General features: G+C 60.6%; 15 protein-coding genes. 11 read left to right on the plus strand and 4 right to left on the minus strand.

From position 1 onward, the window contains the following. The first annotated feature begins 394 nt into the window (after nucleotides 1–394). The 3 genes from EN818_RS13805 to EN818_RS13815 are packed head-to-tail and all read left to right on the plus strand — an operon-like array spanning nucleotide 395 to nucleotide 4,177. Nucleotides 395–1,339: a dihydrodipicolinate synthase family protein gene (locus tag EN818_RS13805; protein ID WP_095808554.1), complete on the plus strand. Its 945-nt coding sequence runs from the start codon at nucleotides 395–397 to the stop codon at nucleotides 1,337–1,339. Next, complete coding sequence (locus tag EN818_RS13810; RefSeq protein ID WP_095808555.1) at nucleotides 1,317–2,843, plus strand: aldehyde dehydrogenase; 1,527 nt, start codon at nucleotides 1,317–1,319, stop codon at nucleotides 2,841–2,843. The genes EN818_RS13805 and EN818_RS13810 overlap by 23 nt, the downstream gene beginning before the upstream one ends. 11 nt (nucleotides 2,844–2,854) lie before the next feature. After that, nucleotides 2,855–4,177 (plus strand): FAD-binding oxidoreductase, encoded by a 1,323-nt coding sequence (locus tag EN818_RS13815; protein ID WP_095808556.1) that lies wholly within the window; start codon nucleotides 2,855–2,857, stop codon nucleotides 4,175–4,177. A 95-nt stretch (nucleotides 4,178–4,272) separates the two neighbouring features. Here the strand turns inward: EN818_RS13815 and EN818_RS13820 are convergent, their stop codons facing one another. The 3 genes from EN818_RS13820 to EN818_RS13830 all read right to left on the minus strand — a co-directional run bounded on the left by EN818_RS13820 (nucleotide 4,273) and on the right by EN818_RS13830 (nucleotide 7,716). Beyond that, nucleotides 4,273–5,154 (minus strand): LysR substrate-binding domain-containing protein, encoded by an 882-nt coding sequence (locus EN818_RS13820; RefSeq protein WP_348631411.1) that lies wholly within the window; start codon nucleotides 5,152–5,154, stop codon nucleotides 4,273–4,275. A gap of 251 nt (nucleotides 5,155–5,405) precedes the next feature. After that, a complete protein-coding gene (locus EN818_RS13825) occupies nucleotides 5,406–6,473 on the minus strand; it encodes a hybrid-cluster NAD(P)-dependent oxidoreductase (protein WP_095808558.1) in 1,068 nt (355 codons plus the stop codon). A gap of 4 nt (nucleotides 6,474–6,477) precedes the next feature. After that, the gene (locus EN818_RS13830; protein ID WP_135904655.1) at nucleotides 6,478–7,716 is read right to left on the minus strand and encodes an aromatic ring-hydroxylating dioxygenase subunit alpha; all 1,239 of its coding nucleotides are present in this window, start codon (nucleotides 7,714–7,716) and stop codon (nucleotides 6,478–6,480) included. A gap of 134 nt (nucleotides 7,717–7,850) precedes the next feature. Between EN818_RS13830 and EN818_RS13835 the strand changes: the two genes are divergently transcribed. After that, complete coding sequence (locus tag EN818_RS13835; protein ID WP_095808560.1) at nucleotides 7,851–8,729, plus strand: LysR family transcriptional regulator; 879 nt, start codon at nucleotides 7,851–7,853, stop codon at nucleotides 8,727–8,729. A gap of 112 nt (nucleotides 8,730–8,841) precedes the next feature. Here EN818_RS13835 and EN818_RS13840 read toward each other — a convergent pair whose 3' ends face one another. After that, on the minus strand, nucleotides 8,842–9,858 hold the full coding sequence (locus EN818_RS13840; RefSeq protein ID WP_129553852.1) for a 2-oxoglutarate and iron-dependent oxygenase domain-containing protein: 1,017 nt from the start codon (nucleotides 9,856–9,858) through the stop codon (nucleotides 8,842–8,844). A gap of 449 nt (nucleotides 9,859–10,307) precedes the next feature. Here EN818_RS13840 and EN818_RS13845 point away from each other — a divergent pair, with 449 nt between their 5' ends. From EN818_RS13845 to EN818_RS13875, 7 genes are all read left to right on the plus strand, one after another. Continuing rightward, nucleotides 10,308–11,021: a GntR family transcriptional regulator gene (locus EN818_RS13845; RefSeq protein WP_095808561.1), complete on the plus strand. Its 714-nt coding sequence runs from the start codon at nucleotides 10,308–10,310 to the stop codon at nucleotides 11,019–11,021. Then, nucleotides 11,018–11,200 carry a hypothetical protein gene (locus tag EN818_RS13850; protein ID WP_095808562.1) on the plus strand — a complete coding sequence of 61 codons (183 nt, stop codon included), beginning with the start codon at nucleotides 11,018–11,020 and terminating at the stop codon, nucleotides 11,198–11,200. The genes EN818_RS13845 and EN818_RS13850 overlap by 4 nt, the downstream gene beginning before the upstream one ends. A 4-nt stretch (nucleotides 11,201–11,204) precedes the next feature. Further along, a complete protein-coding gene (locus EN818_RS13855) occupies nucleotides 11,205–12,092 on the plus strand; it encodes a dihydrodipicolinate synthase family protein (RefSeq protein ID WP_095808563.1) in 888 nt (295 codons plus the stop codon). A gap of 1 nt (nucleotide 12,093) precedes the next feature. Next, nucleotides 12,094–13,437, plus strand: a complete 1,344-nt coding sequence (locus EN818_RS13860) for an FAD-binding oxidoreductase (RefSeq protein ID WP_281036008.1) — start codon at nucleotides 12,094–12,096, stop codon at nucleotides 13,435–13,437. A gap of 135 nt (nucleotides 13,438–13,572) precedes the next feature. Further along, nucleotides 13,573–14,565, plus strand: a complete 993-nt coding sequence (locus tag EN818_RS13865) for a glycine betaine ABC transporter substrate-binding protein (protein ID WP_095808565.1) — start codon at nucleotides 13,573–13,575, stop codon at nucleotides 14,563–14,565. A gap of 146 nt (nucleotides 14,566–14,711) precedes the next feature. Continuing rightward, nucleotides 14,712–15,599, plus strand: a complete 888-nt coding sequence (locus tag EN818_RS13870; RefSeq protein ID WP_095808566.1) for a proline/glycine betaine ABC transporter permease — start codon at nucleotides 14,712–14,714, stop codon at nucleotides 15,597–15,599. Continuing rightward, nucleotides 15,592–16,632 (plus strand): betaine/proline/choline family ABC transporter ATP-binding protein, encoded by a 1,041-nt coding sequence (locus EN818_RS13875; RefSeq protein WP_095808567.1) that lies wholly within the window; start codon nucleotides 15,592–15,594, stop codon nucleotides 16,630–16,632. The genes EN818_RS13870 and EN818_RS13875 overlap by 8 nt, the downstream gene beginning before the upstream one ends. The last annotated feature ends 13 nt before the right edge of the window (nucleotides 16,633–16,645 follow it).

Genomic DNA, 16,645 nt, shown 5'->3' on the forward strand with positions numbered 1-16,645 from the left:
TCGATGCGGTCGTGAGGAGCGAGCCCTCCACTGGTTGATAGGCTCGGGCTCGATAGCGTACTCGGCCGCCAAGCTGCGCATGCCACGCGCGAATGCCGTTGGTGGCACCCGATCGACGCTGGATCAATCTTCAGGATCTGAACATCCAGTGCATGTCGCCCTGTGCAGCGGTTCTGGGACAACGACATGCATCAAAACAAAGACTTAAAGCGCGTCCCCTGAATCCATTTCAGCGCGACGCGCTTTTAGAGACCCCCTTGCGCAAAATTTGTGGCGCAGGTCGCTCGGCAAACGTGGCGCAAAAAAGTAGCCTGTCGCGTGATATTATTTCGGCTGCCGAGCGCGCAATCCTTGCATATAACCGTCGGCCTAAAGGCAAAATGGAGCCAGGTAGATGTCGTTCAAAGGCATTATTCCGCCCGTCACCACGCCGTTTCACGCGGATGGATCGATCGACCGCGACGGCTTCTGCGTCATGGTTGAGCATCTGGTGTCGTCGGGCGTGCACGGCATCATCGTCGGCGGCACGACCGGCGAATATTACGCCCAGTCGCGCGATGAACGCGTCAGCCTGCTGAAGCTTGCCAAAACCATGGTGCAGGGCAAGGTGCCCCTGATCGCGGGCGTCGGCGCCATCCGCACCGAGGATTGCATCGACTATGCGCTGGTCGCCAAGGATCTCAAATATGATGGGATCCTGATCGGAGCGCCGTACTATGCGGTGCCGACGCAGCTCGAACTGGCCAATCACGCGCTGGCGATCGACAAGGCCGCCAATCTGCCGATCATGCTGTACAACTATCCCGGCCGTACCAGCACGATGATGGACCTCGAATTCCTGGACCGTGTCGGCCGCAGCAGCAATTTCTGCGCTATCAAGGAATCCAGCGGCAGCATGAACCAACTGCACGCGCTGGCGCGCGACTATCCGCATATCGACCTGTTCTGCGGCATGGACGATCAGGCGCTCGAATTCTTCGCCTGGGGTGCCAAGGGCTGGGTCTGCGGCGCCGGCAACTGCCTTCCGGCTGAGCACATCGCCCTCTATGAAGCCTGCGTGGTCGAAAAGGACTACACCAAGGGCCGGCAGATCATGTCGGCGCTGCTGCCGTTGATGCGCGTTCTCGAGCAGGGCGGCAAGTTCGTGCAGAGCATCAAGTTCGGCTGCGAACTGGCCGGGCTGCCGGCTGGCCCCGTGCGCCGTCCGATGCGCGCGCTCGATGACGAACAGAAGCGGGAACTCGAGACGACGATCCGCACCCTCAAAGCCGTCATTGCCTCCATCACCGCAAAATCACAAAAGAGGGCTTCCGAAAATGTCATCGCTATTAACGCGTGATGAGTACCAGAACCTGGCGGACAGCCTGCCGCTGCCAACCAATGCGGTGATCGACGGCAAGGCGCGGGCGGCTCAGTCCGGCGATACTTTCGAAACCATCAACCCGGCGACGGGGCAGGTCATCGCCAGAATCGCTTCCTGCGGCGAGGCCGATGTCGATCTCGCTGTCGAGAAGGCGCGGCTGGCATTCGACTCCGGCGCCTGGTCGCGCGCCCATCCCAGCGAGCGCAAGCGCGTGCTGCGCCGTCTCGTCAAGCTGATGAAGCGCAACGTGCATGAACTGGCTGTGCTCGAAACGCTCGAAAGCGGCAAGCCGATCTATGACGTCGAAACCATAGACATCCCCGAGGCGCTGCACTGCCTGGAATGGCACGCGGAAGCCACCGACAAGCTCTACGGCCAGACGTCGCCTTCGGGCGATGACGTCGTGTCGATGATCGTGCGCCAGCCGCTCGGCGTGGTGGCCTGCGTGCTGCCCTGGAATTTCCCCATCCTGATGCTGGCCTGGAAGATCGGTCCGGCACTCGCGACCGGCAATTCCGTCATCGTCAAGCCGGCCGAGCAGACCAACATGTCGGCGTTGCGGATTGCCGAACTGGCGCATGAAGCCGGGCTGCCGCCGGGCGTGCTGCAGATCGTCACCGGTCCCGGCGAGATCACCGGCAAGGCGCTGGGCATGCATCCGGATATCGACATGGTCGCCTTCACCGGGTCGACCGATATCGGCCGGAAATTCCTGGAATATTCTGCCCGGTCCAACCTCAAGCGTATCGTGCTCGAATGCGGCGGAAAGAACCCGTGCATCGTGCTGGACGACGCCGAGAACCTTGACGTCGTGGCACAGCATGTCACGCAGGCCGTGTTCTGGAACATGGGTGAGAACTGCTCGTCCAATTCCCGTCTGATCGTCCATGAGAAGATCAAGGACCGCCTGGTCGAGACCGTGCTTCACAAGCTCAAGGAATGGCCTCTGGGCGAGCCGCTGGATCCGGGCAACCGGCTTGGCGCCATCGTGTCGAAAGAACAGTTCGACAGCATCATGGGCTACATCAAGAAGGGCCGCGCGGAAGGCGCCAAGGTCGTGACGGGCGGCAACGCCCACAAGCAAGGCAAAGGCTATTTCATCGAGCCGACCGTGTTCGACGACGTCACGCCCGAAATGACGATCGCCCGAGAGGAAATCTTCGGGCCGGTGCTGTCGGTCATCAAGGTGGCCAACGCCGACGAGGCAGTCCGGGTCGCCAACGACACGCAATACGGGCTGGCAGCCTCGATCTTCACCGCCAATCTCGGCAAGGCACATCGCATCGCGCGCGACATCCGCGCCGGAACGGTAACCATCAACTGCTACGGCGAGGGAGACATCTCGACCCCATTCGGCGGCTTCAAGCTTTCGGGCTTTGGCGGACGGGACAAATCGCTGCACGCCCACGACCAGTACACCGAATTGAAGACCATCTGGGCGGACATCTCCGACCAGAAGGTCTCGCGCGCGGTCGACTAACCCGTCAGGCCATGAGCGTACATCAGGCTGTAAGAACGCCTGCCGACATCAACATGTCCGGCTGGTACGGGCTCCTGCCGCCTCCCAAGGCGCCCGAGGTGCTGCGCGGCCGGCACACGGCGGACTGGGTGATCGTCGGCGCCGGATTTTCCGGGCTGGCCGCGGCCCGCCGGCTTTCGCAACTCGTGCCTGGAGACCGCATCGTCCTTATCGATGCCCAGCGTGTGGGCTGGGGTGCGGCGGGGCGAAACTCGGGCTTCATGATCGATCTGCCGCACGAGCTTGGCGGCGACAATTATGGCGGAAGCCAGAACCACGACCGCAAGCGCATTCGCATGAATCGCGCCGCGATCGAGTTTTCGGCCTCGGCGGCGGATGAATATGGATTGCAGCGCTTCTTCGTTCGCGCCGGCAAGTTCCACGGCGCCGCAACCGATCGCGGACTTGCCGTTCTGCGCGAGTTCGAGGACCATCTGACCGGCCTCGACGAGCCATTCGAGCGGCTCGACGCGCCGCAGTTGAAAAAGATCACCGGAACCGACTTCTTCGTCGGCGGCACCTTCACGCCGGGCACGGTCATGGCACAGCCCGCCGGCTTCGTCCGCGGGGTTGCCGAAGGTTTGTCGAGCCGCGTGCGAATATTTGAGAAGTCCGCAGTCACTTCCGTGCAGACCGGCAAGCTGCACACCGTGAAAACGACGGAAGGCGAAATCACCACGCCGCGGTTGATCCTGACGGTCAACGGTCACCTCGAAAGCTTCGGCTTCTTCAAGAAGCGCCTGCTGCACGTCTTCACCTATGCCAGCATGACCAGGCCGCTTGCCAAGAGCGAGCAGGCGACCCTCGGTGGAGAGCCGCATTGGGGCTTGATTCCGGCCGACCCGATGGGATCGACCATCCGTCGCATCGGCGATCGCATCGTCGTTCGCAACACCTTCACCTACAATCCGAACATGTCCACGAGCGAGAAGCAGATCGATCAGATCGGCGACGCGCATGATCGATCGTTCCGGGCCCGCTTTCCGATGCTGGGCGAAATACCGATGGAGTACCGGTGGGGAGGGCATTTGTGCCTCTCGCTGAACTCCGCGCCGGCGTTCGGAGAGATCGAGGAGCGGGTGTTCGTCGCCGGATGCTGCAATGGCCTGGGAACGGTGCAGGGTACCCTCTATGGCATGCTGGCTGCCGACCTTGCCGCCGGCAGCGACGAGCCGATGATCGCGGACGCCCTGAACGAACCGGCTCCGACCCGCCTCTATCCAGAACCGTTGATGTCGATCGGCGCGCCGCTGAAGCTATGGGCTATGCAGAAGCGCGCCGGCAAGGAACTCTAAGATAGAAGCGCGTCGCGCTAAACGAACCCAGGCGACGCGATTTGCTTTGATGCATGTGGTTGCCCAGAACCGAAGGCGCTTCTGGGCCGTGTATATCAGGTCTCTCGTTCTTGTACCGCGACTTCCCGGATCCAGCCGCGCAGGGTCTCGGCGGCAGGCGAAAGCGTGCGGTTGTTATTCCAGGTGAGATAGTAGCCACCCGGTGCCGGCAATTCGAGATCCGTCAGCCTGACGAGTTTGCCTTCCTCGATCTGTGCTTTGACCAGGCGGTGCCAGCCCACGGCAACTCCCTGGTCGGCCTGAGCGGCCTGGAGCGCCACAAAGAATTTGCCGAAGCGCCGGCCCCGGGTCGGTCCGTGCGGGACGCCCGCGCGACGCAGAACCTCATCCCAGCTCGCCCAGTCGGGATCAACCCAATCAACATGCAGCAGCGGCAGGTCGGGCAGCGACTCCGCCGTCGCGTCCCGGTGCTTGTTCGCAAATTCCGGCCCGCAAACGGGATAAATCGTCTCGTCGAAAAGCAGCTCGGCATTTTCGTCGGACCACGATCCGAATCCGTAGCGGATGCGCAATTCGACCTCGGCGCGGCGGTAGTCACGAGGATTGTCGGAGATAAGGTGGTCGACGGATATGTCCTGGTGGCGCGCCCAGAAGTCCGGCATGCGCGGGATCAGCCACATCGATGCCAAGGCGTCCGAGCAGGCCAGCGTGACGTTCTTGGAACGGTCGCCGCGCTTTACATTCCGGACGATGTCTGCCGCTCGCGAGAAACTGCTGGCCAACACGCCATAAAGGTCCTCGCCGGCGCTGGTCAGAGCCACACCGGTTCCCAACCGCGTAAAAAGCGGGACGCCGAGCTCATCCTCGATCGCCTTGATCTGTCGGCTGACGGCTCCGGGGGTGACGTTCAATTCCGCCGCTGCCAGCTTGAACGACAGATGCCGGGCAGACGCCTCGAAAACCGCCAACGCGGTCAAGGACGGCAGGTCGTAATAACGGCGAACCATCTGTAGCCCCCAAACACTGCGATGATCGCGCGACGCCACGACTTGAGCAAGAGATGCTCAGGGGCTAGTTGCAAGGCGTCGCGATGGCCTGCGTTCGACCGACTGCAGCCGTGATTCCCAAATCCAATTGCGGCGCAAGATTAGGGAAATTCGCCGAACCGCTCTTCACGATCTGCGACGCCCGCCAATCAATATCCGACCAGCAGTAATGGCTCCCCGGGCTACAAGTCAACTTTCACAAGGCCGATCGGGTTGGAACAACAGGCAAGGATATAACCGGCCGAGATCTCATCTTCCGTGATGCCGCCGTTGTGAACCATATGGACCTGGCCCTCGGTTTTCAGAACCTTGCAGGTGCCGCATATCCCCATGCTGCATCCCGATCGGACCGCCAGCCCTGCCGACCGCGCCGCTGTTAGAACCGTATCCGTCTCGACGCACCTTGCTGAAACGCCGGACAAGACGAACTCGATCTTGGCCTCGTTCTTGTCACCAGGGATGAAATCGTCCGGAACGTTCTCCGCCTCGGGGAGCGGCGCGCGAAAGCTTTCCTGATGATAGTGCGCCATGTCGAAGCCGAGACCGGCCAGCGCCTCGCGCACAGCTTGCATGAAGGGTTCAGGGCCGCAGCAAAACACTTCGCGTTCCAGATAATCCGGCGCCATCAGGCCCAGCATCAGCTGATTGAACATGCCTTTGTAGCCGGTCCAAGGCTTGTAGGGGTCGGTTTCTTCCACCACCCATTTCAGGTCGATGCCGGTTACGCGCGAGGCCATATGCTCCAGCCGTTCACGAAAAATGATTTCGGAAGGCCTGCGTGCGCAGTGGACAAAAACGATATCCGGGTCGACCCCCGAATCGTACAAATGGGTTGTCATGGACATCATTGGCGTGATGCCCGAGCCAGCTGAGATGAAGAGATACTTTCGAGCCGGCTGTTGCGCGATCGAGAAAGTGCCACCGGGGCCAATTGCCCGCAGGCGCATGCCGGGACGTAAGTTGTCAAACATCCAACGCGTTCCCGCCGAGTCCGCCTGCGCCTTCACCGTGATCGTCAATGACGTCGGCCGCGATGGGGACGACGAAATCGTGTAGGTGCGATAGATGGGCCCGCCGGGGACCGGCAGTTCCAATGTAAGGAACTGCCCAGGTTCGAAGTTGAACAGCCCTCCCGACGGCGACCGGAAGCAGAAGGTCAGGACGTTCGGCGCCTCCGGAAGGAAGGAGGCGCATTCCAGTTCTTCCAAGTCGGTCCAGAAGACCAGATTGGGTCTTGTGACGGCGTTCATCCGCTTACTCCGCAGCCATCAGCCTGGGCGCCAGCGAGCGCTCGAGGCAGGCCACATACCAGTCGACAAATTGCGAAACGCCGCTTTCCTGCACAGGCGAATAGGGCCCACGGACATAAGCGGGCGAGAAGATGCCTCGCTGGTTGCCTTCAACGATCTCGCGGTCTTCCTCGTTGGTGGCGATCCAGACCTCGGTCAGGCGCTTGATGTCGTAGTCCCTGCCTTCGACGGCATCCTTGTTCACCAGCCAGGTGGTGGTGACCTCGGTCTCCGTCGGACCGAGCGGCATCACCCGGAAGGTCAGCGAGTGATCCGGCAGGAAGTGATTCCAGGTGGTCGGGTAATGGAACATCAGCAGCGAGCCTGCGTCAGGCAAAGCCACATGCCCGAGATTCTTGGCGACTGCCGCATTGCCATCGATGGTGTAACTGACGGCCTTCTGCTGCAACGGCATCCGCGCCAGACGAAATTGACCGTCGTCCGCGAGCCGGAACTGCGCCGGCGCGCCGGAGGCTTCGCAGCGGTTGAAATGCGCCTGAAGAGCCGCTGACACGGAGCCGTCCGGCGACACGCCCGCGACCTCGGGGTCGAGGGAGAAGGAACGGCAGAGCGACGGGTGGTTCGCGCTGCAATGATAGCACTCGCGGTTGTTTTCCCAGACCAGCTTCCAGTTGGCCTTTTCGACAATGGTCGACGTGTAGGCGACCTTTGCGTTGCTGAGGTCATGAATTTCCAAATAGGGAAGAGCCGTTCGGGCAAAATACTCGAAATCCGGAGGATCGTCCGACAGGCAGACATAGATCAGACCGGCCAACTCGCGCAGATGGACGGGCTTCAGGCCATGCTTGGACATGTCGAAGTCAGGCCCCATGTCGTTCGCCCAGATGAGCTTGCCGTCGAGCTCATAGGTCCATTGGTGATAAGGGCAGACGAGCTTGGCGACCTGGCCCTCGCGCGCCTTGCAGATTATCGAGCCGCGATGGCGGCAGGAGTTGTGAAAGGCGCGGATCTGGCCGTCGCGTGCCCGAACGACAATCACCTCGTAGGCGCCGACGCGCACCGTCAAATAGCTTCCCGGTTTCGAAAGCTGGCACGACGGGGCCGCGTAGAGCCATTGCTTGTAAAAGATCTGTTCAAGGTCGATCTGGTAAACCGACTGCGAGGTGTAGAACGGCTGCTCAAGGGCATGGCCCGGCAAGCGGCGTCTGAGCATGTCTGAGATCGAGGGCGCGAAGGCGGTCATAGAAGCATTCCACGGGCTGCAGAGTTTTAAGCTGCAATTTTTTCGCCCCGGCCTCATTTCGGCAATAGCATAAATTTTTGTTCGGATTTAGTTTATCTAATCTGTCTGTTTGAGCGAACCGTCCAGAGGCGCTGATGCCAAGACCCTATGATCTTTCCTCGGTGACAGCTCTCATCTGTTTCGAGGCGGCAGCGCGAAACGGGAGCTTCAAGAAGGCTGCTCGGGAGTTGAACGTCACACCCGCGGCGGTCAGCCACCAGATCAAGGCGCTCGAGAACGACCTGAAATGCGACCTGTTCCTGCGTAGAAGCCGGGGTGTCGATCTGACGGAAAAGGGCGCATTTTTGTTCGTTGCCCTTCAGCGCGGATTCGAGGCGATCTCGGAAGCCGTCACCCAGATACGCGATCGGCCGGAAACCGTCGACGTGACAATCCGAACCACCACGGCAGTCAGCTCATTGTGGCTCACGCCAAAAATTTCAGCATTCTGGAAAAGCCACCCCAGCGTTACCGTTGCGCAAATCGTCAGCGACGTACCCGGGGCGGCCACTCGGTGCGACCTGAGCATTCAATACGGAATTCCACAGGAAGATGGCGATGAGTGCCGCGAACTGTTCCGGGATCAGATCGTCGCTCTTGGAACTCCAAGATTTGCCTCGGAGCACGATATTTCCAGTGTTGAAGACCTGTTAAAGGTTCCCTTGATCCATATGAACAACGAGGAGACCGATTGGACCAACTGGAACGATTGGTTTCAAGCGCTTGGACAAGGCAATCCCAAGGGTCGGAGATTCTCCGTCAACAACTATATGATTGCGCTGCAGGCGGCTCAGGACGATGTCGGAGCGGTCCTTGGCTGGGACGGGCTGGTCGAGAGCCTGATGCGCGAGCGACGGCTGGTCAAGCTTGTGCCCGATGCAATGCCGTCACCCATGGCGTTCTATTTGAAGATTCGCCCGAAGGCCGGGGCCAAAGTACGGCTTTTTGCCAAATGGCTCGCCGAAAGTTCTTGAAGGCGTCTAAACCGCGTCGCGCCGAACATTCAGGCGACCGCTTTGAGTCCTTTGCGTCTCGCCCAGAACTGCTGCGCAGCGCTGGGCGACAGGCATGCCGCGTGGGCTTCTTTCAGCTTGCCACCCGTTGCTCATTCACCTTTGCCAAGTGGGCATAGCTGGCCGCAAAGCGCCCAAATTTATGCTGCCCGCATGTCACCGGCTTGTAGCGGAGCGGGTTGGCTACGGTGACGCAAGAAGCCAGGGGCTCGATGGTTGCTTCAAAGTCTGCATCGATAAAGAACGGGATCGAATACCGCTCCCGCCCAGAGGTATTCACGACGCGATGCATGTTCGCGAGGTAGACATCATTGGTCAGCCGCTGAATAAGATCGCCAATGTTGATGACGAAGGTCCCGGGAATTGGCGTGCCCTCGACCCAGTCACCATCACGGTTCATCACCTGGAGACCGCCGACGTCGTCCTGCGCCAGGATGGTCAGGTTGCCGTAATCCGTGTGCGCTCCGATACCGATGATGTTTTCGCCTATATGGCCGGTCTGCGGAGGGTAATGAAGCAAGCGCTGAATGCTGATGGGATTGTGCATCAAGCCCTCGAAGTGATCTTCGGCAAGGTCCAGGCTAAGCGCTATGCCCTTCAACAGCTTCTTTGCCAGGTCCACCATCTTCTGGTGATAGCCGTAGGTCAGTTCGCGAAACTCAGGGAAGCCTGATGGCCACTGGTTAGCGCCGAAGAAAGGCCCTTCCAGGGTTGGCCGCTCGGGGCCAATGTCAAAGCACTCTTTCAGGTCTTTCGTCTTGCCTGGGTCGGTGTTTTCTCCGAATGGCTCGATATATCCGCGCAGCGCCACGTCGGATTGGCTTACGTGCAAATCCATTTTTTCCGACATGGGCAATTCGAAGAACCGGCGACTGACGTCAAACACGGAATCGACGAAGTCCCGCGCGATGCCGTGGTTCTTCACATACATGAATCCAGTGTTCGACAGCGCCCAACGGATCTGCTTGGCCACCGCCTGCTTGTCGCTGCCGTCGAGAAGCGGCGCGATGTCGACCACGGGGATCTTGTCAAAGCTTTCGCGCTTTGCACGCAGCTTGTCGTCAAGCTTGGCTACCAGATCAACGGACATGTATTCACCTTCATGCGATAGGGGCGACATGCCGATATTGGACTGTTTGCCAGTCTCCACAACGGCAAAAAAATTTCGGCCAAGTTAGGTGAAGTAAACTGCCGCTTCGTGACCATCCGCCTGCGGAATTGGCGTTGAGCTTTCCAGGTCCCTGGGGAATGACCAGGGCGCAGGCGCTTGAGTCAACAGGCGCGTGAGACTTTTGCAGTAGGTCACCCCCTTCGTGTTCCGGCAATAGTCAAGGGCTCCTCTCGGCCGCGATGGTCTCGAAGCGAGGTGCTTGAACCGAACCCTGTCGGCCTCCCGATTGGGGCACGCAGCGGCAAGGTGTGGCGGCCCTGGAATCGCGTTGCGGCTGTTATTTCGACCCGTTTCCAGCTCTGTCTACAAAAGTTATTATTGACTGTAGACAATTTGTAGACTTAAGGTAGACAGAGGGAGGAGCGCAAATGGAGATGGATGAAGGCAGTCCTCTGTCGTCCGACCGCAAGGCGACGATGAACCATGTGCTGCGCCGACGGATTCTGACGATGCGACTGGCGCCCGGAGCCGTGGTCGACGAGGTTGCGCTGAGCGAGGAGTTTGGCTTGTCGCGGCCGCCGGTTCGCGAGCTCATGCGGCAGATGGCCGGGGAAGGCTACATCGAGCTCGAGGCAAATCGGCCCGCCCGCGTCGCGTCGATGAGCTATCAGTCGCTGCGGGATTTCTTCCTAGTCGCGCCAATGATCTATGTCGCGACGACAAAGCTTGCCGCAGAGAACGCCAGGCCGTCCGAGATCGAGGCTTTGAAGCTTACCCAAAGCCGTTTCAAAGAGGCGATCAGGCAAAGCGACATCGATGGCCGTGTTTTCCTCAATGACGAGTTTCATTTGAGCATCGGCAAGATGGCGCACAATCCCTACCTGCTGCCCAGCTTGCGTCGCCTGCTGATCGATCATGGGCGTATCGCGAAAATCTTCTATCGCCCTAACAACGCGGAAATGCAGGGAGACCTCGACACCGCATCGAACCAGCATGATGAAATCATCGAGGCGATAGAATCTCGAAATGGCGAGCGAGCTGCTGAAATAACTCGCGCTCACCTCGATCTGTCGCGAAAGAACATTGCCATGTACGCGACCCCAGAAGGAATGGATATGCATCTGGGTGGGGCGGTCACATGATCGGAGCCGGCGTCATCGGCGTCAATTCCTTCGGCAAAGGTGAGATGACGACGCCGTTCGGCGGACCCAAGCAATTGGGTTTCGGCAGCTTGAGCAACTCGTTGCAGGCACGCGACCAATACACGCAGCTCAAAACGATCTGGTCGGATCTGACAATGTCCGGCCCGGAAAGGTTTTAGGCGCATGTCCGATTTTCTTTTTGCAGGCCTGAACCTGGCCATCACCACACCGTTCGACGCCCAAGGCCGTATCGACTTCCAACGGCTCGAACGAAACATCGAACGCTACATCGCGGCCGGAGTACGGGGGTTCGTCCTGAGCTCCGGAACCGGCATGCATGTCTATCTGCCGAAAGAGGAATCGAGGTCCCTGGTCGAGCGGGGCGCGAAGTTCATCAACGGCCGCGCCAAGATCATCGCCCAGACTTCGGCGCTGCTGGCGGAAGATGTCGTGGAGCAGACCCGGCACGCGGCAGGCAGCGGCGCGGACGGCGTGATGGTGCTCCCGCCATTCTTCGAGGGGCCTACGGACGATCAGGGTATCGTGGACTTCTACTCGGAAGTCGCCGATGGCGGACTTCCAATCATCGGCTACAACGTGCCTCAGGCGGTGGGCGTCGCGATCACCCCGTCGCTGCTCAAGGAACTTTGCGCCATCCCCGGCTTCTGCGCGGTGAAGGACAGCAGCGGCGATCTCGGCAGGCAGGCCGCGCTGATCCGCACCGGGCTTCCGGTCATGAATGGCGCGGACAACCTGGTCGCCTATGCGCTCTATGCGGGATGCAGCGGCCTCATCTGGGGCGGAGCGAATTTTGCCCCCAGGACGACCGTAGCCTTGGTTGAAGCGGCCGGCGCCAGAAATTGGGACAAGGCCCGCGAGATCTGGAGGTCGCTCGAGCCCGTCATGTCGCTTCTGTGGGAAGGCGACTACGTGCAGTCGGTTTACGCCGCGGCCGAACTGACCGGCTATGGCGCGGGGATTCCCCGCAAGCCGTTGCGGGCGCTCCCGTCCGACAAAGTGGCGGCTCTGCGACAGGCGCTCGGCAATCTTATCGAGAGGGAAGCGGCCTGACGTGAGCGCGAAAGCGAAAGTCTTCGCAACCTCCAGCTTCCCGACACACCCTGGCGTGTCGGGATGGGTTGCGATGCTGCCTCCGCGTATCGAGCGACCGCAGCTCGAAGGTGCGCTGACGGTTGATTTCGTGGTTATCGGAGCCGGCTTCGCCGGGCTATCCGCGGCGCGCCGGCTTTCCCAGCTCGATCCCGGGCTGAAGGTCGCGGTGCTGGAGGCAGGTGTCGTCGGCGAGGGCCCCGCGGGCCGCAACTCCGGCTTCATCATCGACTTGCCGCACGAGGTTTCGTCCGACGACTTCAGCGGCGACTCGTCCAAAAAGAGCAAGCAAGACATTGCCATCTATCGGCGAGCGATTTCGCTGGGCAAGGAACTCGCGGAGGAGCAGGGCTGGGATCGCGAAATCTTCGACCCCTGCGGCCGCTACAGCATGGCGACAACTGCAGAAGGCGACCGCCACCTGGTGGCTTATTCTGAACAGCTAAGACTGCTGGGAGAGGACCATCAATTCCTAGGCGCGGCCGAAACTGCCGCAGTGACGGGCACTGAGACATTCACGTCGGCGATATTCACGCCAGGCACGGTGATCGTTCAGCCAGCCGCTTATGTCAGGGCCATTGCCGACTCGTTCAGGGGGCCTGTGAAGGTCTTTGAACGCACCCCTGCCATTTCCTTCGAACAAAGCGGTGCGGGATGGCTGGTCAAGACGCCGAAGGGGTCCGTCCGCGCGGCCAAGATCATCCTGGCGAACAACGGTCATGCGCAGGGCTTCGGCTTCTTCCGGCGGCAGCTCCTGCACGTCTATACCTATGCATCGCTGACCAGGGAATTCGACCCGAGGCGACTGGCGGGAGAGAGGAAATGGGCCGCGACGCCCGCCCTCCCGATGGGCACGACCGTTCGCCGGATCAACACCCAGGGCGGCGACCGCATTCTGGTTCGATCGCGCTATTCGTACCATCCGGGCCTGAACGCCGGAGATCGCGAAGTCGCAAGCGCCGGCATTCTGCATGAGCGCAAGTTTGCGGCGCGGTTTCCGGCGTTGAAGGACGTTGGCATGGAGCACCGCTGGGGCGGTGCCATGGCGCTGACGTGGAACAGCGTGCCCGCATTCGGCGAGGTCGAGCAGGGGGTTTTCGCCGCCTGCGGCTGCAATGGACTTGGCGCTTCGAAGGCTACCGCATCCGGGATAGCGGCCGCCGAGGTCGCGACAGGCGTCCAGACCGACCTGACCCGCATTTTCGCCAGCTTTCCGCCGCCGCGGATGCTGCCACCTCAACCAATCACGACGCTCGGCGCAAAGGTCCAGATGGCGGTTCGTGAATGGAGGGCGGGCCTGGAGTGAAGCCTCGGTTCCGAGGCGCGACAAGAAGGAAAACCATCTTAGCATCCACCTGCTTGCTCGCAGAGATCTGTTTCGCCGGACGGCGTGGGTTCGGTGTCGGTTTGTCAGTAAAGCCACGCGTATGGAGGAGATTACATGAGAAGAGTACTATTTTCTGCCGTTGCCCTCGGAGGGCTGCTGTGCGGGGGTGCCGCGCAGGCGGCCTGCGGCGACATCACGTTAGCGGTGTTCAGCTGGCAGTCGGCCGAGGCCATGTCCAATGTCGACAAGCTCATTCTTACGAACGGCTATGGCTGCAACGCCACGACGGTTGCGGGTGACACCGTGCCGACCATCACCGCGATGGTCGAGAAGGGCCAGCCTGATATTTCGCCCGAATCGACGCCAAGCCTGCTCGGTGACGTCTACACCAAAGGCGCCGCCGAGGGACGCATCAGCCAGATCGGCACGGCGATCAGCGACGGACAGGTTTCGGGCTGGTACATCCCCAAATATGTCGCGGATGCGCATCCCGATATCAAAACCGTCGACGACGCCATGAAGCATCCGGAGCTGTTTCCGGCTCCGGAAGACCCTTCGAAAGGCGGCGTCATCCAGGGGCCTCAGGGTTGGGGCGACACGGTTGTGACGGCGCAGCTGTATAAGGCCATGGATGGTGACAAGAAGGGCTTCATGCTGATCCCGAGCGGCTCGGCGGCAGCTCTCGACGGCGCCATCACCAAGGCCTACGAGCGCAAGCAGGGCTTTATCGCGGCTTACTGGGCGCCGACATCCCTTCTGGTGAAGTATCCGATGGTGCGTCTGGAAGGCGCGCATGACGACGCCGAGTGGGCACGTTGCACTTCGAAGCAGGACTGCCCCGACCCGAAGCCGAACTATTGGAAACAGGCTGAGATGGTGACGCTGGCCAGCAGCAAGTTCACCAAGCGTGACGACGTCGGCCCGGTCAAGGAATATCTGGCCAAGCGCAGCTGGACCCAGGCTGAAGTCGGCAAGGTGATGCTGTGGATGACCGAGAACCAGGCGAACGGCGAGGATGGGGCCAAGTGGTTCATCAAGAACATGCCGGAAGTCTGGACCAAGTGGGTCCCGGCTGACGTCGCCGAAAAGGTCAAGGCCGCGCTCTAAAGTCTGGCGCCGAGCGGGTGGGGGCTTCGAGCGTTCTTGAGGCCTCCACCTATGCGCCTCGGTGTCGGCATAGGGTCTAATCTCTGCTGTCGGCTGTAGCCGGCAATGCGTATCCAACGGGCGCACTCACGATAGGGCATCGCGATATGGATTGGCTGTTCAAATTCCCGCAATTGAACCCTGAAGGCCTGCTGACTGCCAAACGGGCAATCGACGGTTCCCTCCGGGCCCTCACACGCGTCTACGGCGAGTCGATCGAGAATTTTTTTTACCCGCTGCAGCGTGTTCTGATCTTCTTCGAAGAGGTAATTTCGAGCGCACCCTGGCCGCTCGTGGTGCTTGTGCTGGCCGCCGTGGCGTGGTTTGCAGCGCGTAAGTGGAGCGTGGTTCTGGCCGTCGTGGGAACGCTGATCGCGATTGGCCTCATCGGCCTGTGGCAGGATGCGATGAAGACGATTTCGCTCGTCTTTACGGCAACGATCTTCTCCATTGCCATCGGCCTGCCGCTCGGCATCCTGATGAACCGCTACAAGCGCGTGGGCGGCGCCATGCAGACGGTGCTCGACGTCATGCAAACGATGCCGCCTTTCGTCTATCTCATTCCGGTGGTCATGCTGCTGGGCATCGGCCGCGTGCCTGGCTTCATCGCCGTGGTGATCTATGCCATCCCGCCGATCATCCGCCTCACCGACCTCGGCATCCGCCTGGTCGACAAGGAAGTCCTGGAGGCAGCGGACGCGTATGGCTGCTCGCGCGGGCAGAAGCTTTGGAAGGTCCAAATGCCACTCGCCATGCCGACGATCATGGCCGGCATCAACCAGACGATCATGATGGCGCTGGGAATGGTTGTCATTGCTTCGATGATCGGCGTGCAGGGACTCGGCCTGAACGTCCTGCAGGCCATCGCCAACCAGTATTTCACACAAGGCATCTTCAACGGCTTTGCCATCGTGGGCATCGCGATCATCTTCGACCGCATCAGCCAGGCCTACGGACATCGCCTACAGAAGCATCGGGGTACAGCACATGAATAAGAGCGATGCGTCGATCGAAATACGCGATCTGTACAAGATATTTGGCCGGTCTCCGGAGCGATACGTCAACGCTGTCCAGAACGGGTTGTCAAAATCCGAACTCGGAAAGAAGCACGGACATATTCTTGGGCTGAGCAACATCAACATCTCCATGCCCGCCGGCAAGATCCAGGTCGTGATGGGATTGTCCGGATCCGGCAAGTCGACGCTGATCCGGCACATCAACCGCCTGATCGAGCCAACGTCCGGCTCGATCATAATCGAAGGACGCAACATTCTTGAAATGTCCGAGCTGGAGTTGCGGGAATTCCGCCGCAACAAGACGGCGATGGTGTTTCAGAGATTTGCCCTGCTGCCGCACAGGACCGTGATCGACAACGTGACGTTCGGGCTTGAGGTCCGCGGGGTCGAGAAGGGCAAGGCTCGCGAGATCGGCATGCGCTGGATCGAGCGCGTGGGCCTCGTCGGGTTTGAGCAGCGCTATCCCGAAGAATTGTCCGGCGGCATGCAACAGCGGGTCGGGCTGGCGCGCGCTCTCAGCAACGATGCCTCGATTCTTCTGATGGACGAAGCCTACTCGGCTCTCGATCCGCTGATCAGGACCGATATGCAGACCATGCTTCTCGAATTGCAGGCGGAGCTGAAGAAGACCATCGTCTTCATTACTCACGACCTGGACGAGGCGCTGAGGCTCGGCGACCAGATCGTCATCTTGCGGGACGGGTCGATCATCCAGCAGGGCGACAGCCAGGAAATCCTCTTGAGACCCGCCGACGACTACATCGCGAGGTTCGTGAAGGACGTCAATCGCGGGCGTTTCATAAGGATCGATGCCGTCATGGAACCCGCCCCGCGATCCGACGACAGGTCGCTGCCGAAGCTGAAGTCCGGCTCGACGCTCGAAGTCGCCGCCAAGGAACTGACGAACTCTTCCCATGACACGGCCGTCGTCACCGGCGACAGCGACCAGCCTCTCGGACTGGTTTCCCTTCGTCAGATCACGGCGGCTCTATCATCGGGCATCGCCGCGTGAGGGATGCAGTGGC

It is taken from the genome of Mesorhizobium sp. M3A.F.Ca.ET.175.01.1.1 (assembly GCF_004791945.1).
In the GTDB taxonomy this organism is placed as follows: Bacteria; Pseudomonadota; Alphaproteobacteria; order Rhizobiales; family Rhizobiaceae; genus Mesorhizobium.

Excerpts from the sequence above, each read along its gene's own strand:
- EN818_RS13805 (WP_095808554.1), top strand. The coding sequence starts at position 395 with ATGTCGTTCAAAGGCATTATTCCGCCCGTCACCACGCCGTTTCACGCG.
- EN818_RS13810 (WP_095808555.1), top strand. The coding sequence starts at position 1,317 with ATGTCATCGCTATTAACGCGTGATGAGTACCAGAACCTGGCGGACAGC.
- EN818_RS13815 (WP_095808556.1), top strand. The coding sequence starts at position 2,855 with ATGAGCGTACATCAGGCTGTAAGAACGCCTGCCGACATCAACATGTCC.
- EN818_RS13825 (WP_095808558.1), bottom strand. The coding sequence starts at position 6,473 with ATGAACGCCGTCACAAGACCCAATCTGGTCTTCTGGACCGACTTGGAA.
- EN818_RS13830 (WP_135904655.1), bottom strand. The coding sequence starts at position 7,716 with ATGACCGCCTTCGCGCCCTCGATCTCAGACATGCTCAGACGCCGCTTG.
- EN818_RS13835 (WP_095808560.1), top strand. The coding sequence starts at position 7,851 with ATGCCAAGACCCTATGATCTTTCCTCGGTGACAGCTCTCATCTGTTTC.
- EN818_RS13840 (WP_129553852.1), bottom strand. The coding sequence starts at position 9,858 with ATGTCCGTTGATCTGGTAGCCAAGCTTGACGACAAGCTGCGTGCAAAG.
- EN818_RS13845 (WP_095808561.1), top strand. The coding sequence starts at position 10,308 with ATGGAGATGGATGAAGGCAGTCCTCTGTCGTCCGACCGCAAGGCGACG.
- EN818_RS13850 (WP_095808562.1), top strand. The coding sequence starts at position 11,018 with ATGATCGGAGCCGGCGTCATCGGCGTCAATTCCTTCGGCAAAGGTGAG.
- EN818_RS13855 (WP_095808563.1), top strand. The coding sequence starts at position 11,205 with ATGTCCGATTTTCTTTTTGCAGGCCTGAACCTGGCCATCACCACACCG.
- EN818_RS13865 (WP_095808565.1), top strand. The coding sequence starts at position 13,573 with ATGAGAAGAGTACTATTTTCTGCCGTTGCCCTCGGAGGGCTGCTGTGC.
- EN818_RS13870 (WP_095808566.1), top strand. The coding sequence starts at position 14,712 with ATGGATTGGCTGTTCAAATTCCCGCAATTGAACCCTGAAGGCCTGCTG.
- EN818_RS13875 (WP_095808567.1), top strand. The coding sequence starts at position 15,592 with ATGAATAAGAGCGATGCGTCGATCGAAATACGCGATCTGTACAAGATA.